At 34.1% G+C, this 17,274-nt stretch carries 14 protein-coding genes and 3 pseudogenes; 10 read left to right on the top strand and 7 right to left on the bottom strand.

The window, feature by feature from the left end; translation table 11 throughout:
* The first annotated feature begins 120 nt into the window (after positions 1-120).
* From AAGD89_RS04470 to AAGD89_RS04480, 3 genes are all read left to right on the top strand, one after another.
* Positions 121-627 (top strand): hypothetical protein, encoded by a 507-nt coding sequence (locus AAGD89_RS04470; RefSeq protein WP_341807912.1) that lies wholly within the window; start codon positions 121-123, stop codon positions 625-627.
* Positions 628-746: 119 nt separating this feature from the next.
* Positions 747-2,024: a proline--tRNA ligase gene (proS, locus tag AAGD89_RS04475; protein WP_341807913.1), complete on the top strand. Its 1,278-nt coding sequence runs from the start codon at positions 747-749 to the stop codon at positions 2,022-2,024.
* Positions 2,021-2,389, top strand: coding sequence for a holo-[acyl-carrier-protein] synthase (locus AAGD89_RS04480; protein ID WP_341807914.1), 369 nt, complete (start codon positions 2,021-2,023; stop codon positions 2,387-2,389). The genes proS and AAGD89_RS04480 overlap by 4 nt, the downstream gene beginning before the upstream one ends.
* Positions 2,390-2,674: 285 nt before the next feature.
* Here the strand turns inward: AAGD89_RS04480 and AAGD89_RS04485 are convergent.
* A pseudogene (locus tag AAGD89_RS04485) lies at positions 2,675-3,608 on the bottom strand (IS481 family transposase).
* 175 nt (positions 3,609-3,783) lie between these two features.
* Positions 3,784-5,316: an acyl-CoA carboxylase subunit beta gene (locus AAGD89_RS04490; protein ID WP_341807915.1), complete on the bottom strand. Its 1,533-nt coding sequence runs from the start codon at positions 5,314-5,316 to the stop codon at positions 3,784-3,786.
* 252 nt (positions 5,317-5,568) lie between these two features.
* Between AAGD89_RS04490 and AAGD89_RS04495 the strand changes: the two are divergent.
* A pseudogene (locus AAGD89_RS04495) lies at positions 5,569-5,749 on the top strand (IS481 family transposase); the annotation flags it as partial.
* Here the strand turns inward: AAGD89_RS04495 and AAGD89_RS04500 are convergent.
* The 5 genes and pseudogenes from AAGD89_RS04500 to pheS form a co-directional block, all read right to left on the bottom strand.
* Positions 5,742-6,304, bottom strand: a pseudogene (locus AAGD89_RS04500) (transposase family protein); the annotation flags it as partial. The pseudogenes AAGD89_RS04495 and AAGD89_RS04500 sit on opposite strands and share 8 nt — an antisense overlap.
* 330 nt (positions 6,305-6,634) lie before the next feature.
* On the bottom strand, positions 6,635-7,921 hold the full coding sequence (locus AAGD89_RS04505; RefSeq protein WP_341808904.1) for an IS4 family transposase: 1,287 nt from the start codon (positions 7,919-7,921) through the stop codon (positions 6,635-6,637).
* A gap of 58 nt (positions 7,922-7,979) precedes the next feature.
* Positions 7,980-8,111: a hypothetical protein gene (locus AAGD89_RS04510; RefSeq protein ID WP_341807916.1), complete on the bottom strand. Its 132-nt coding sequence runs from the start codon at positions 8,109-8,111 to the stop codon at positions 7,980-7,982.
* A 79-nt stretch (positions 8,112-8,190) separates the two neighbouring features.
* Positions 8,191-9,429, bottom strand: coding sequence for an NTP transferase domain-containing protein (locus AAGD89_RS04515; protein WP_410541874.1), 1,239 nt, complete (start codon positions 9,427-9,429; stop codon positions 8,191-8,193).
* A gap of 54 nt (positions 9,430-9,483) precedes the next feature.
* Positions 9,484-10,527: a phenylalanine--tRNA ligase subunit alpha gene (gene pheS, locus AAGD89_RS04520; protein ID WP_341807917.1), complete on the bottom strand. Its 1,044-nt coding sequence runs from the start codon at positions 10,525-10,527 to the stop codon at positions 9,484-9,486.
* Positions 10,528-10,674: 147 nt separating this feature from the next.
* Between pheS and AAGD89_RS04525 the strand changes: the two genes are divergently transcribed.
* The 6 genes from AAGD89_RS04525 to AAGD89_RS04550 all read left to right on the top strand — a co-directional run bounded on the left by AAGD89_RS04525 (position 10,675) and on the right by AAGD89_RS04550 (position 17,266).
* Positions 10,675-12,510, top strand: a complete 1,836-nt coding sequence (locus AAGD89_RS04525) for a hypothetical protein (protein WP_341807918.1) — start codon at positions 10,675-10,677, stop codon at positions 12,508-12,510.
* Positions 12,476-12,919, top strand: coding sequence for a hypothetical protein (locus AAGD89_RS04530; RefSeq protein WP_341807919.1), 444 nt, complete (start codon positions 12,476-12,478; stop codon positions 12,917-12,919). Before AAGD89_RS04525 ends, AAGD89_RS04530 begins: the two co-directional genes overlap by 35 nt.
* A 66-nt stretch (positions 12,920-12,985) precedes the next feature.
* Positions 12,986-13,582, top strand: a complete 597-nt coding sequence (locus AAGD89_RS04535; RefSeq protein ID WP_341807920.1) for a riboflavin synthase — start codon at positions 12,986-12,988, stop codon at positions 13,580-13,582.
* A 57-nt stretch (positions 13,583-13,639) separates the two neighbouring features.
* Positions 13,640-14,221, top strand: a complete 582-nt coding sequence (locus AAGD89_RS04540) for a CvpA family protein (protein ID WP_341807921.1) — start codon at positions 13,640-13,642, stop codon at positions 14,219-14,221.
* 129 nt (positions 14,222-14,350) lie between these two features.
* Positions 14,351-15,985, top strand: a complete 1,635-nt coding sequence (locus AAGD89_RS04545) for a ribonuclease J (RefSeq protein ID WP_341807922.1) — start codon at positions 14,351-14,353, stop codon at positions 15,983-15,985.
* 9 nt (positions 15,986-15,994) lie between these two features.
* Positions 15,995-17,266, top strand: coding sequence for a protein TolB (locus tag AAGD89_RS04550; RefSeq protein WP_341807923.1), 1,272 nt, complete (start codon positions 15,995-15,997; stop codon positions 17,264-17,266).
* The last annotated feature ends 8 nt before the right edge of the window (positions 17,267-17,274 follow it).

A 17,274-nucleotide genomic window follows, 5' to 3' on the forward strand; every position in this document is an offset into this window, starting at 1 on the left:
TTTACTCATATTATTTTTCCTTTAAGTTTAGGAATTTTACTTGATTTATTAATATAGTCCATCCTTTTCTCTTAACTTAATGGCAGTGCTCTGCCTCCTCTGCCTCCTCTGCTGACAGGTATGAATCCCTCTACTTTGACTGCGGCATCAAATAACGTCGATAATCGACCTCCTTGTTTATTTGACCAAATAAAAACAGGAGTTAAATTGAAACAAGTTTCTGACACAAAGGAAGCACCAAAGAAATCAAGCAATGGTTCTAATGAGCAAGGAAATGGTCATATGCAAGAGTTGCAGAAAGTCCTACAAGCACGGGCTAATGTAATGTGTACTAACACTTCTGACGATGAATCAGAATGGATTGATTATGAAGGTGAAACGTCTCCGATAAAAACCAAAGTAGGAAACAAAACCCCTGAAAGTGGTTATACCTCTGGCGATGATATGAAGCAACAGGAACCTGAAGCTGCATCTCAAGTTCTTCCTGAAACAGCAGTTAATGATACGAATCAGGTGAGTAGTGGGACACAAGATCCGTCTACTTTCTCTGTTCAAAATCGCTGTGCAATATTTGGAAATGTAGTAACACCAGGAGATAAAAAATACTCAAATTGGTCTCGTAAATAAGTAAGCGATTCATTGTACAACATAGGGAGAAGTGCAGCACACTTCCCTTATCTTTAAAATAAGTTTACCTGGAAAACAATTTGCATTAGAGTTTTTTAATATGAATTGGAATTATTATCATGCGCCTATCACAGTATTACTTACAAACTTTGAAGGAGATTCCAGTTGGTGCTGAAATTATTTCTCATCAATATTCTCTGCGTGCAGGTTTAATAAAGCAAACAGCGTCTGGTATTTACTCTTGGTTGCCACTTGGTATGCAAGTGCTTAAAAATATTGAAGATATTATCAGGGATGAAATGAATAAATCAGGGGCTGTTGAGACATTAATGCCTTGTATACAACCTGCAAGTCTTTGGCAAGAGTCAGGCCGTTATGATGATTACGGTAAAGAAATGCTGCGTATAAAAGATAGACACCAGAGCGATATGCTTTTTGGCCCAACTCATGAAGAGGTAGTCACTGACTTGATTAGAGGCATGGTAAAAAGCTACAAGAGCTTACCACTTTGTTTATATCAAATTCAGTGGAAATTTCGTGATGAGGTGAGACCACGTTATGGTGTTATGAGAGGTAGAGAATTCCTGATGAAAGATGCATATAGTTTTGATGTGGATTACGAAAGTGCAATAAATTCATACAATTTAATGTATAAGACTTATATTAAGATTTTCAAGCGTATGGGACTGACTCCAATTGGAGTGAGAGCGGACACTGGACCAATTGGAGGAAACTTAAGTCACGAATTTCATATATTGGCAAATACAGGTGAAAGCACTTTGTATTACGATAATAAATTTTCCGAGCTGATGGAAAGTGAAGATATTGAAAGTTTGAAAAATATATATGCAGTGGCAGATGAAATGCACGATCCAAAAACTTGCAATGTACCAGAAGAACAACTGAAAATTAGCAAAGGAATAGAAATAGGGCATATTTTTTATTTTGGTGATAAATATTCAAAGCCTATGAAGGCAAGTGTTACTTCTCAGGATGGAAAAAATGTCAATATTCACATGGGTTCATATGGTATTGGAGTTTCAAGGCTTGTCGGTGCAATAATAGAAGCTTTTCATGATGATAAAGGTATTATCTGGCCAGAAGCCATAGCTCCTTTTAAAATAGGGCTGATTAACTTACAAGCAAAAGGAGAGGAATGCACAAAGATTGCAAATAAGATATACGAATCTTTGAACATCAATAAAGTGCTTTACGATGACTCAGAAGAAAGCGCGGGAGTAAAATTTGCTAGAATGGACTTAATAGGTCTGCCGTGGCAAATAATTGTTGGAAAGAAAGCAGCGAGTGAAAATCTTGTTGAAATGAAAAATAGAGCAACAGGTGAGGTGAAAGAGATGAAGATTGAAGAAGTAATAAATCACTTTAATACAAAATGATACATGGCATCGGTACTGACATAGTGTATATACCAAGGATATTGAAGATATTACAAAAATACGGAGAAAAATTTTTGGGTAGGATGTACACCAAACAAGAAATAAAAACAAGTGAAAAGTATAATAGTCAAGAAATGCGGGCAAAATATTTTGCCAAACGTTTTGCAGCAAAAGAAGCTTTTGTTAAAGCACTAGGCACTGGGTTCAGCAATGGCATTATAATGAGAGATATAGAAATATACAGTGATATAAGAGGTAAGCCGCATATTACAATTAGCAAAGATTTTATATATAAGAATTCTACAATTCATCTTTCTCTCAGTGATGATAAGGATTATGCTACTGCTTTTGTTATAATCAGCTGATGTAGCGAACCCAAACACTTTCTGCCATTCTATAGTACTTATTAAAGTAAATGCTTCTCTTTTTTCATTGAGCGTCATGAAGCTTGCGTTTTTTAGTGTTTCTCATGCTAAAACTGTGCAATAATTGCATGAATAATAACACAAAGCATTACTTATCGAAAAATTATATATTTAATACAGTTGGATATGTACTAAACTTTTCGCTATTAACACATGATAAAAATTGACCAGGTTTGTTGTGTATATTCTCCATAGCCTTCCTAGACCAATCACGCTCTAGTTCACTTAGATATACAGTCCCGGAGTGTGATGGCATGGATTAAGTATAAATAATTCTGTAGATAGTGTCCACTGGTTACATATAAACTCATAAGGAGTCAGACCTTTAAGAGTTTTAAGTCTTTTGCGTAGTTATAGGCCATAGCAAAGTTGTATAAGTGTTCTTTAAGTTGCTTATGGGACTTGTGGTAATATTTCTTAACTGTGGCATCTTTAATGGTCCTGTTCATACACTCAACTTGGCCATTTGTCCAAGGATGGCTGATTTTTGTAAGCCTATGCTCGATATTATTTCCTTCAAAAGTCGGCAAATATATGTTTAAAAGCATATTTATGGCGCTCTTGGTTGGTGAATTGAATACCATTGTCAGTAAGGACTGTATGTATTTTACAAGGTAAAATTTTAATTAGATTGCGAAAAAACTCAGCAACTACGGTCTTTGTAGCGCTTTTATGAAATTCAACATAAGCAAATTTGGACGTTCTATCTATGGCAACGAATAGCTGTAATTTGCCTTCTTATGTCTTAACTTCAGCGATATCAATATGAAAATAACCAATAGGATATTGTTTGAACTTCTTTTTGGCTTTTACCTCTCTTTCAACATCTGGCAACCGGTTACTGCCGTGTCTTTGCAAACAACGATGCAAACTAGAACGAGTTAAATTAGGGATTGTTGCCCGCAAAGAGTAAAGACAGTCGTTCAAAGGAAGAAGCGTATGTTTACGAAAAGCAACGATTATAGCCTCCTCCTCATTGGTTAAAACCGTTGATCTTGGCTGCTTTGGGCCCATTGTGACATCTTTAGTGAATAAGCATTTTTTCCATTTTATAATGGTCTTTGGTATAGTGCTCAGCAAGCTTTGCTATGCTCTCTTGACTATTTTGTATTGCTCTTGCTACTTCCTCTGTTGTTCTGGCGCACCCATGTAACCACAACTCTCCTTTAATGGTAACTTCTCATATATCATACCATCACACTCTGGGACTGTATATCTAAAACATACTATGAGAAAAATTCTACCAACTTTTTGGCCAGATATTAACGCTGCTATTGACTTTATTTTTCAAAAATCGGGAAAAATTTACCTGAGCTAGCTCTATCTATTTAAGGTTACAGGGGAAGATTATCGTGCTTTTTCCATAATCTTTCAATTTTCTTATTTTTCAGTAGCTCTAATGCTTTATGGAAGTGATACCTTGTTTTACTTGGCGTTATTATATCATCAATATACCCATGTGATGCAGCGAAAAATGGATTAGCAAATTTTTCTTTATACTCTTTAATTAATGTCTGATGATCTTTTTCATGTCGAAATATAATTTCAACTGCACTTTCAGGACCCATAACAGCTATTTCAGCAGTTGGCCAAGCATAATTCATATCGCCTTTTAAATGCTTCGAGTTCATTACGATATATGCGCCGCCATACGCTTTTCTAGTGATTAAACTAATCTTTGGCACGGTTGCTTCAGCATAAGCATAAAGTAATTTTGCTCCGTGTTGTATTATATTATTATATTCTTGATTCGTGCCTGGTAAAAATCCTGGAACATCAATAAGCGTGATGATAGGGATGTTAAATGCGTCACAAAATCTAACAAATCGTGCAGCTTTTCTCGCAGAGTCAATATCCAAACATCCTGCAAGGTGCATAGGTTGATTTGCAACAATACCAATCGTATTGCCGCCAATTCTACCAAAACCGATTATGATATTGCGAGCGAAATCGGGCTTTAGTTCGAAGAACTTCCTTTCATCACAAACTTTTTCAATGAGTTCATACATATTATAAGGAGTGTTAGGGTTGCTAGGGATGAGAGTATTTAAAGATTCCTCAATGCCATCATCATCAACTGAACCACAATTTGGTACAGATTTTGGTGACTCTTGGTTGTTTGCTGGTAAAAAAGTAAAGAATTCACGCACCTTGAATAGCATTTCAATGTCATTGTTGAACGCAAAGTCTGCTACCCCTGTTTTGCTCGTATGAACTTTAGCCCCACCAAGGCTTTCGTGGCTTATGTCCTCGTATGTGACTTTTTTCACTACATCTGGTCCTGTTATGAACATATATGAGCTATTTTTTACCATGAATGTAAAATCAGTTAGCGCTGGAGAATAAACTGCACCACCTGCACATGGACCCATAATTAAAGAAATCTGTGGTATAACACCTGATGCATCTACATTTCTTTGAAAAATTTCTCCATAACCGGCGAGGGAATTTACTCCCTCCTGAATTCTGGCACCGCCGGAATCGTTTAGCCCAATGATTGGAACTCTGGCATTAATTGCCATATCCATAATTTTGCATATCTTTTTTGCATGAGATGTGCCAAGGGACCCACCAAAAACAGTAAAATCCTGAGAGTAAACAAAAACTTTCTTACCGAAAATAGTGCCATAGCCAATCACAACACCGTCACCCAAAAAATTGGCATTTTGCATGCCAAAATCAGTTGTCTGATGTTTTACGAATTTATCGTATTCCTCAAATGAATTTTCATCGAGCAATACACTAAGCCTTTCTCTCGCAGTTAATTTTCCTTTCTCATGTTGCTTGTTAATTCGGTCAGTGCCTCCTCCTTTTTCAGCTTCTAATGCTTTAACTTTTAGCTCTTCTAATATTTCAAAATTTTGCATGTAACAAAGTAATTCTTAAATCAGTTGAAGTATACATTATTTTATTAAGCTTATAAACTCTACATATAGCACTTTCTAAAGCAAATGATAAAAGTATAATGGCATAATATATGAGAAATTATCATCAAAGGAGGAGTTGTGGTTAGATGTACAGTCCCAGAGTATAATGGCATAATATATTAGAAGTTACCATTAAAGGAGGAGTTGTGGTTACATGGGTGCGCCAGAACAACAGAGGAAGTAGCAAGAGCAATGCAAAATAGTCAAGAGAGCATAGCAAAGCTTGCTGAGCACTATACCAAAGACCATTATAAAATGGAAAAAACGCTTATTCACTAAAGATGTCACAATGGGCCCAAAGCAGCCAAGATCAACGGTTTTAACCAATGAGGAGGAAGCTATAATCGTTGCTTTTCGTAAACATACGCTTCTTCTGGCAGCATTCTCTCCTGCTTTCGTATCCTAAAATCATGCATTCGACCTCTATGCGACTTCGAAATCGACAAAATTTGCCCATTTCCCTCAATCACAATTTCGGTTTTTATCGTGGTTGTTTTCTTTTTTCCGGAATAACTTTTCTTACGTTTTTTGCTGTCTTTCGGACGCTGTATCGGTTGCTCTGTGACGTCTGCTAAAATTTTTAAATCCTCTCTGGAGTCAGCGTTCTATCCTTTTTTATAGTAATTTTTTTAGCTAATAATGGCTCCATTTTCTTCAAAAGTCGACAAATATTTGAGTTATGCAAATTAAACAAAAAGCCCAAAAATGGATCCGTTATGTACGTTCTGTAATAAATTAGAACACATAAAATCCTGTCTTCTAGCTCCTCAACATGCGATTTTCTTCCATGACATTTCTTTTTTTTCTCAAGTTTTTCCCATTCTGGACGGACTTTTTCCACGATTTTTTCAAATTCAGATGTTGTAAGCCCTGTCAATTGTCTAAAAACATATGGTGTTTTTGCTATTTTCACGTAACTTATTGCCATTTTACTCTTCTAAAATTTTCATTTTACATGCTTTTTAGTCGTTTTTACCTACTTTCTACCTTTTTGCAGGGGGTCTAAGGTTGTGAAAAAGGGTGAACTCCAAATCCACTGCTATTAAGTTAAGGAAGGAATGGCTAAAAATTGAACAAAAAAGTTTGTAGTGATTAAGGAGTTATGGCAAATGCTAAAACAAAATAGAGCAAACTTTAAAGTAGATAAACTCTTAGATGTAAATTAGTTAAGAAATAGCTTATTTAAAAGTCATTTTACAGAAGATTTGACAAAAGTTGCTCCAGGAATACTGTCTTTCAGAAATGAGTAGGGTAGTATTCAAAATACGTGTTTTCTAGCCCTTTTTTGGTAATTGAGTGAACGAACATCAGATATCTTATGAAGATCAACTTTCCTCCCCTTCCTTACAACTAAAGTGTTTGTTAAAAATAACTTAGATAATTGCTCCATAACGCAATCCATGTCCGATTCTGTAGAAAAAATATCGAAAGCTAAGTTTTTAATTGCATTAAATGAAACAGATTTATTAATGCTTTTTTCAAGCTTACTATCAGCTAGGTCTGCATTCAATGCCTCTTCTACATCTTCTGTCATAATACTTTCTAGGTTGCTAATAAAAATGGTTGACCAAAAATCCTGCTTAATAGTTTCAACACTTTTACCTGTAAAATTCTCTAAGCCTAACCTTCCTTTGAGTTTAGAAAAAAATGTTTCTATTCCCCAACGTAAGTAGTATAACTCTTCAAATTCCTCAACCTTAAATTGCTGCTCATCTAATAATGATGTAATTAGCACTTCAATTTCACCAGAGGAAAGTATGATTTTAACTAGCCTAAATTCCATTTCATCAGGTAATCCTAGCTTTCTTAGCTGCCTTGCCACTTTAATAGGTGCAGTAGCTACTGCTATTGTACTAGAGGGACTGCCCGGCTTAAACATATCGTTTACTTCACTAAAAGATGAACTTGGACAACGAATTACATAATTAATTTTCCTTTCCGTAAGCTCGGCAATAAATCGATAAGATACATACCCTCTATCACAGATTAGTAAGTCATCTGAACTGAGGCCTTCAAGCATATCGGTTGCTAAATCAACTTCATAACTGTCACCTCTACTTAACACCGATTTTATTGCAATATTATTTAGCACATCATAACAAGCTTCAAAGGTTGCACTTGTATAATCTTCAAACCTCTGAACTCCATTCCATACTGCTCTTGAGCCAAACTCCTCTATTACCTCATCACTTTTTGGTAGAATTAATATAGAAGCATCAAATGCAAGTACCCTGAAACCATGGTGAGTTTTAAACTCCTGATCCTGGTAATATAGGGAAACTACATCATCATTAAGTTCTGAAAATGCAGTATACTTTAGCTTCTGTCTTACTTGGGTAAAAGCACTTGCAGTAACTGTATAATCTCTCATCGTGTACAGAATAAATTCATTGAGCATCACTTGTAATGATTTCACACTTTTTCTGAAAATCAAAATGAATACATCAATAAAAGGCAATTTTCTTTTTCGTAGAAAGTCTTTTGGTGATACTTTGTGATCATTTATAAAGTTTAAACTTATCAATTTATTTTTTATGAATTCGATTATTGTTTTTTTTACTCATATTATTTTTCCTTTAAGTTTAGGAATTTTACTTGATTTATTAATATAGTCCATCCTTTTCTCTTAACTTAATGGCAGTGGTGTAGACTCTATCCCTAATAAAATCAACTCCAAAACATGGTGCCGCAAAAGAAACAGTAGATAATACAGCTAAAGCAAGTAATTTTTTCATTATTTTACCCTCTAAATATTTATATGCATATATGAACATATAAATATTAAAAATAATATAATTACATCATATAACTGAATTATTTTATTTTCTTAATCACCTGTTTTTCTCTTGCTATCGCAAGGCTTTTTTCTGGCACATCCTCAACTATAATACTACCCGCAGCAACTGTAGAATTATCGTAAATATTAAGTGGTGCAATGAGTGAGCTATTTGCACCAATAAAGCAATTATTGCCTATGTTTGTTTCATGCTTATTTTTTCCATCGTAGTTACAAACAACTGCTCCAGCACCGATATTACTTTCACGCCCTACTTTAGTATTTCCCATGTAACTCAAATGTTTTGCCTTAGTATTTTCACCAATTTCACTTGTTTTTATTTCCACAAAATTCCCTATTACTGAATTTTCACCTATAGTTGTGTTTTTACTTATTCTTGCAAATGGACCAATAGTAGCACCACTTTTGATTAAACAACTTTCTAAATGTGAAAACGACAATATTTTTACACCAGGCTCAATTTTCACATCAGGACCAAAAAAAACATATGGATCAATAATTGAATCTTTAGCAATTTGTGTATCAAGAGAAAAAAAAATAGTTTCTGGAGCAACCAACGTTACTCCCGAGTCGGTAAAAATTTTTCTTTTATTCTCTTGAAAGTAAAACTCAGCCTTTATAAGGTCATTTCTATTATTTATCCCAGTTGCCTCTTCTTCACCAGTAGTAGCATAACCAACACTCAAACCATTTTTCACTGCAATTGAAACTATATCAGTTAGGTAGTATTCATTAATTAAATTATTACATTCTATTTTCTCTACTAATTCACGTAAATTTTTTGCATAGGTAACCATTACCCCAGCATTGGCTAAGAACTCTCCGTCATTATCTCTACTATTCTTTGCTTCTACGATCTCTTTTAAGGAGCAATTCTCAATAATTAGCCTACCATATTCTTTGTTGTGATCCTTAAAACCAAGGCAAACGAGAGCTTTATCTTTTAAACAATTTATCATCTTGGTTATTGTGCTGTTTTTGATAAGTGGAGTATCTGCATACTGAATAACTACAATGCCGAGATCTGGCAGTTCTTTGAGATTTCTCATTGCAGTTTTGACTGCATTGCCTGTGCCAAGCATTGATTCTTGTGTAATTAGCTGTATATTTTCAAAGTCCTGTAATTTTTCAACCAAAGGCTGATCAACTACAACCGCTATATTTTCAGGGCTTAATTGTTTTGAGCTGTAAATCACATGTTCAAGCATGGAAAAGTTGCCTATCTTGTGCAACACCTTAGGTACATTTGAGTTCATTCGCTTGCCATGCCCAGCAGCAAGTACGATTACTGTATGAACTTTACTCACTATTTAGCTTAGAGATGAAAAATGAAAACCATAGTGATTAAGCCAATTGATTTTATTGTCATAAAAACTTCTTAGGTCATCAATTTGATATTTTAGCATTGCCAGCCTTTCTATGCCAATGCCAAATGCGAAACCATTGTATTTAGTATGATCTATCCCAACATTCTGAAAGACATTCGGATGCACCATTCCACATCCAAGCACTTCTATCCATTTACTACCTTTATAACTTATATCCACCTCTGCAGAAGGCTCAGTAAAAGGGAAAAAACTATTTCGAAAACGTATCTTTAGGCCCTTATCTCCAAAAAACTCATTAAGAAAGTGATGAATAGTAAATTTTAACTGGCCCATATTGACATTTTCATTTACGTATAACCCCTCTATCTGATGGAACATTGGAGTGTGAGTTGCATCAAAATCATTTCTATACACTCTACCAGGTGCAACTATTTTAATTGGAAAGCTCTTTGCTTTCTCCATAGTTCTAATCTGCACAGACGATGTATGAGTGCGAAGCACCATTCTTTTACCATTCATTTTGTTCTTTAAATAAAAGGTGTCTTGCTCTTCTCGAGCAGGGTGATGACTCGGAGTATTTAGCGCGTCAAACACATGAAACTCATCTTCAATGTCAGGACCATCAACTGCACTAAAACCCATGTGTGCAAAAATGAGTTTTATCTCATTTGTAACCTTGCTGAGTGGATGAATCCTGCCAATTTTTTCTGGTCTAACAGGCAATGTGATATCAACTGCTTCACTTTGCAATTTAGAGTTAATTTCTTTGATTTTTAGTGTGTTTTCTCTATCCCTTATAAGGCAGTCCAATTTGTCACGTAAAGCATTGATGATTTCGCCTAAGCTGCGCTTTTTTTCTATATTTTCTATCTTTTTTAAATTATCAAAATAAGCTTTAACTGTTCCCTTTTTTCCTAAGTATGACAGCCTAACTTTTTCTAAATCTTGCAAAGAAGAAGCACTCTCAATTTCAGAAATTGCCTTATCTTCAAGCAAAGGTATTTCACCAAATAGCTCTTTATCCATTCTTAAAACGCCAGCTCAAACTTTAATTATAGGAAAATCTTGAATATCATCAATAACCTAAAAAATTATTATATTTCTGGCTATTAACTTATTGACTAATTATGTTAATTTATTTAGCTTTATATTAATAAATAAACTATATCTGCTATGCCCAATAGTAACGCTGAAACTAATAAGAAGTATACAATAGAAGATTTGCCTCAGTTCTTTCAAAAGAAATCTGAGGACATAGGCAAAGCATTTTCTGATGAGATAATCGAGATTGGAACTATTAGCTCGGAAAGCATTAAAAACAATATGCAGGAGTTTTCATTTAAGCTTGAGTTAAATCCAGAAGTAAATTCAAATCCTCAAAAAGTACATGCAAAAATTTTTCATAAGATAAAAGGTTTAATAATTTTTCTTAAACCTTGCCTAAAACAGGGAGAAATTTTTAAGTTTGAGATAGAAGGATTGCAGCCTGTTTCTGACAAAAAAAACTGGTTTAGAAAAATTGCTAATGCGGCTACGGATAAGGTAAGCGCATCTCTCAGTAAAGCTTGTCACAATGTTGTAGGAAATAAAAGAGATGCTGAAGATGAAGAAATCCGCATGTTTGTTTGGAGCATTTTTAGAGGAATCTTTGGAAGCGAAATCAATGCACAGAATTTTGGTATAGCTATAAAGCAAGAAATATTAAAAGTTTTGCAGCAAGGAATAACAATAAAACTACGAGCAAACATTAAAGATATTAATCTAGATAATTTGCACAAAATTGAAGCAGATTTAAAAGAAAAACTAAAACAGGCAAAAAATAATGAGCAAAGCCAAGTTGCGCTGCAGGTAGCAGAGACTCAGCAAGAAACTGCACAAAATAAACAAGTTGTGCCATTTACAGGGTCATTTAGCTTTAGAGTAGCAAGAGAAATAAATTGTAAAGCTCCAGTAGTGACTGCTGCAATAGAAAATAACATACCAAAATATAGAATTTTCTTCCCATTATCTAATTTTTTAAATGATGTAATAAGGTTATTTTTTTCAAGAACACCAAAGCTTTCTACACAAAAACTTCTGGCTATAACTTATCACCCAGAGCCACAAGAGGCAAAGCAGGATGAAGTAAGAGAAGAAAAGAATTTAGCACCTAAAAAAAATGAAACAAGTAGTTCTGAAGTGAAAGAAAATCACACAGAAAACAAGGATATCACAGCAGAACATAAATTAACACAAGTGGAAGAGAATCGCACAAAAAAGGAACATATCACAGCAGAACCTACACTCACGCAAAGAGTAAAAAGATCTCTTGGAATAATTAATGATGACGACATACAAGCACAAAAGATTATTGCGCTAGCTAATGGTTATGCTAGAACAGAAATGATATCAAATGAAATCAAGGCTAATGACAAACAAAAAACGCTTGATGAAATATTTTGTGAAACAGTAGTAGCATACCACAATCCAAAATATCCGAAACTTTTAATGGAAATAACTGAATCAGTTTTTAAAACCATATTTTTAAAAGATATTTCCAAAAAACGCGAGGTCTCAGAAGAAGATATATTAAACACTTTGAAAGATTTCAGTTTGGAATTTAATAAGAATTACTTAATGCAACAAATAGAGCGAAAGAAAGAAATGCTGAATTGCTCAATTCAGCGTAGTAATTTTTCATGCATATCTAGTGTAAATAAAAGTGAAATACAAGAATTATATAACTTTGCACAAAAGAAAGCTCAAGATGCGATGAAAAATAATAATGATAAAGCACTAGATGAAATATTCATTAAAGTAATGAAAAATTATACAGATCAAGATCGAAAAACATTTTCTCGTATATTTGATACAGTATTTAATAGCATTTTTTGTGAAGATAAAAATCGAGATAAGATAGAAACACTCGAAGAAGTATTCAATATACTTAAGCTTGAAGTACAATTTGATGCAAAATATTTAGAAGAGAGGGTAAATGAAAAAAATGCAATTGTCTGCACTAGTACTTGATAGGATTAACTCACAGCCTCCCACACAACCTGAAACTACTACTCATCAAGCTTCACGCCCTCTATCAGCAGCAAAAGCAAAGAAAGCTAGAACTCCACCAGCCACTAATACTGCCTTCAAATCATCGTTAGGGACTGTATTCTCCTCAAAAGAAGCTTATTTCTGCTTGTTTGTTATAGGGGTCTCTATATCAATACTTTGCTTATGGCATCTGCCACTTGGAAAAGTACCAATTTTACAGAGTTTAGTACAGGAAGGAAAAAGAGAATACATTGGGTTGACATTGAACATAGGGTTACCAATACTAATCTTGTTATGTGTTGTAAATTTGGCTGACTTTGTACGTTCTGAATATTCTGTAGAATCTATTGGACAGGTAAATTTGAATAAACATCCTTCTCGCACTTAAGTTTACTCACAATATAAACAGGCTGTTTTAAAAGATTTTTCATGATAAAATTACTTATTTAGCTATATGTTTAAAGGAATTATCACAGACATTGGAACTATAATCGATATCACTACTAGTTCTGATTCTGATCAAATCTTCCATATAAAAACACAAAATTTATCCTCTATAAATAAAGGAGATTCAATAGCCTGCTCAGGCGTGTGTTTAACTGTTGTCGATATAATGAGCGATATATTTACAGTTCAAGCATCTCACGAAACCATAAAAATCACGAACTTAAATACATGGACAGTAGACAAAAAAATAAATCTTGAACAAGCAATGAGGCTGAGTGATAGAATCGATGGCCATTTAGTTCAAGGTCATGTTGACGGGATAGTAAAAATTTCAACAATTAAGCAAAATTTAAATTCTCATGAAATCACGCTATCAAGCCCACAAGAATTAATTAAATTTATAGCGAAAAAAGGATCAGTGACACTGGATGGTGTTTCTCTCACAGTGAACTCAGTTGTTAATCAGGAGTTTACTGTAAACATCATTCCATACACATGGGAGAATACAACTTTTCAGTATAATAAAGTAAATGACTGTCTGAATTTAGAAGTTGACATGATCGCCAGGTATTTGGACCAACTGATGCAACATAAATACAATTAATTTTACAAGCTTGTTATTTATAATTACTATGTTCTGAAAACCATATAGATATAAAGTATGCTTTTCGACTGCTTGATTATTTTCATTATTGTTCTATGCGTAATAATCTCGGTAACTAGGGGTTTTATAAAAGAGTTATGCGCACTAATGTTTTTATTTTTGTCAGTCTTCCTTACAGCTAACCATTACGATTTCTTTACCATCAATTATAGCAAATATTTTGATTCTAAAGTTACGCTAAACATACTCTCCACAGCTTCTGTATTTATTATATTGAATCTTGTATTCATAATAATAAACAACTGGCTAATGTACATACTATCCCCAATAAGGTTGGGATTTATTGACAGAGTTACTGGAATCTTTCTTGGAGTTTTTAGAGGAGTATTGCTTTCTTATGTACTATTTTTTGCTGTGCACTTGTATTGCTACACAGTATACGATAAAAAAGAAGAGCAGTCTAAAATAGAAGCAGAGGACGTATTGCCTAATTGGATAATCAACTCACATTCTTATCAAGCTTTGTTTGTGAAAATAGAGGACGTAATTGATATGTATGTACCAGAATCATTGATATTAAAAATAAAAGAGATTGGTGGAGAAGTGGCTGGCCAAGAAGAGCTTGTGGAAGAGGAATAACTCCTGCACATGCCTAATTAGCCATGCTAGGATTTTGCAAAGCGTTCTTTATATTCCTTTAAATTATATAAATCTCTTTATTTAAAACTGAAGTTTTGCTATCCTCACATTTTAAATAGTTTAAGATTAATGAATATAAACAAAAATGAATTTTTATTTCTTCCACTCGGTGGAGTGGGAAGAATTGGGATGAATGTTAGCCTATACCATTACCAAGGCAAGTGGATTATGATCGACCTTGGTATAGGTTTCGCAGATGAAACTATGCCGGGTGTTGAACTATTAATCGCTGATGTAGATTTTATCGCTCAAAGAAAAAAAGATTTGCTTGGAATAATTATTACACATGCACACGAAGATCACTGTGGTGCAGTTCCACACCTGTGGGAAGAGCTTCAGTGCCCAATATTTACAACAAAGTTTACGGTTAATTTCCTAAAGGAAAAGCTAAAGGAATTTCGACTGGATGGTAAAGTGCCTGTGAAAGAGGTAGGTATAAATGGCACTATAGATTTGGGTCCATTTACTGTAGAGTTTATAAACATTACTCACTCAGTTCCAGAGGCAAATTCAATATTAATTAGTACTGAAGTGGGTAGTGCGCTGCATACAGGAGATTGGAAATTTGATCCTAAGCCGGTAGTTGGTCTAACTTCCAATATCAAGCGTTTAAAAGAAATTGGCGATAAAGGTGATCTTCTTGCAACAGTATGTGATTCGACAAATATATTAAGCAAACACCATCCTGAGTCAGAAGGTGGAGTTTATAATAATATTTATAATGTAATCAAGCGATCTAAAAAATTAGTTGCTGTGTCACTATTTGCTTCAAATGTAGCACGTATTGAGACTATTGCTAAAGCTGCACAAGCACTAAATAGAAAAGTAGTTTTGCTTGGTAGATCTTTATGGAGAATAGTAAAAGTTGCACAAAATAGTAGTTATTTAGGAGATTGTCCTGAATTTCTAGAGGCAAAAGAAGCAGAGAATTATCCAAGAGACAAACTTGTGCTGCTTTGCACTGGTTGTCAAGGAGAGCCACTTGCAGCAACTGCAAGACTTGCTAATAAGAGTCATCAAGCTTTTAAAATGCAGCAAGGTGACACAATGATCTTTTCATCAAAAATCATTCCTGGAAATGAAACCCGTGCACATAATATGCTCAATTCTTTTATTGAGATGGGAGTAGAAGTTGTTACTGAAAAAACAGAGCATGTCCACGCTTCTGGGCATCCAACAAGAGACGAACTAAAGGAAATGTACTCTTTAATAAAACCGAGAATGTCCATTCCTGTACATGGTGAGTATATTCATACGCAGGCGCACGTAAAGTTTGCTAAAGAGTGTGGTGTCCCAAAAGCAATAATGATTGCACCAGGTGATGCTGTTAATTTGGAGAACGGAGAAATAGTTGATTCAGTTGACGTAGAGTACTTCGGTATTGATGGACTGTTGTTACGTCATCCAGAAAGCAGTGTTATAAAAATGCGCGCAAGAATGAGAGATGCTGGAGTAATTGTAGTTACAGCAATTGTGGACAGAAAAAATAAATTATTAGCGAGACCTAAAGTATTTGCACCTGGTGTTTTTGAAATACTAGAAGATACAGCCATTGTAAAAGAAATAATCAAGAAAGTTGAGTCAGCGTTTAGTTTACAGCAGACAAAAAAAATTAAAAGCAAGATTGAGAGCTCAATATTTGGCATATTAAAGGAATATTTACTAAAGAGACCTATAGTCGAGGTTCAAATAGAACAGGTATGAAATGAAAGAATGAAGATATTCGTTCAGCTAGTATTACTTATTTCGTTATTTATTCCTTATTTTGCAAAAGCTGCTTTATATGTTGATATAAAAAAAAACAGTGTTGATAACATTAGTCTTGTTGTATCTCAGTGTACATGTGAAACGGATCTGGAAAGTGAATTAAGCAAAAGTATCACAAAAATCATTGAAACAAATTTGTCTAATTGTGGCTTATTTAATGTAAAGAGTGGTGTAGAAACTGAGGTCAGATCATCCAAATCTTGGAAAAGTGATATACTACTTACAGTAGATTTAAGTGAAATATCAGGTAGTGCATTAGAGGTGTCGTTTCGATTGCTTGATACCTTTACGAAAAGAGAGCTTCTTACTGATTCAATTATCTTTTCAGCAAAAGACTGGAGAAAAATTGGTCATCTTATTTCAGATACAATACATGATAGATTAATTGGCGAGAAAGGGCATTTCAACACAAAAATTACGTATATCGCTGAAGAAAAAGATAGTAATGACAAATCTGTACGTAAAGTTGCTGTTATGAATCAAGATGGAAGTAATATAAAATATTTAACAAACGGCGATAAATTTGTATCAACGCCGAGATTTTCACCAAATGGAAAAAGCATCGTTTATATTTCATATTCAAATGGTAAAAGCTATATAATACTAAGAAATTTAAAAGACAACACTGAATCAGTTATTAGCGCATTTGAAGGTGTCATTTCTGCTCCAAGATTTTCTCCTGATGGTAAATCTCTTTTAATCTCCCACTCATCCGATGGTGAAACTAATATATTATCTTTAGATTTAAACAGTAAGTACACAAAAAAAATCACTAAAAACTCAGCTATCAGCACCTCTCCTTCATTTTCTCCAGATCAAAAATATATGGTTTTCAGTTCTGATATAAGTGGAAGCCAGCAACTGTACATTATAGATTTTACTAAAAAAGATAAAAAACCTAAAAGAATTAGTTTTGGAAAAGGGAGATATGCAACACCTGTTTGGTCACCAAAAGGTGATTTAATCGCTTTTACCAAAACTCAATCAGGAAAATTCTATATAGGGGTCATGAAGCCAAATGGCAAAGAAGAACGTTTGCTTTCAGAAGGACACAAGATTGAATCTCCGGCGTGGTTACCAAATAATAGAGAAATTATTTTTACAAAAACAGAATCATTTAATAATTCCAAATTATATTTAGTAGATTTAGTAAAGAAAAGCCAAAAAATAGTTTCTACTCCAACAAGTGCTTCTCTAGCAGATTGGTCCTACTTGTAAAACATTGG

This window comes from Wolbachia endosymbiont (group E) of Neria commutata, assembly GCF_964026735.1.
GTDB lineage: Bacteria > Pseudomonadota > Alphaproteobacteria > Rickettsiales > Anaplasmataceae > Wolbachia.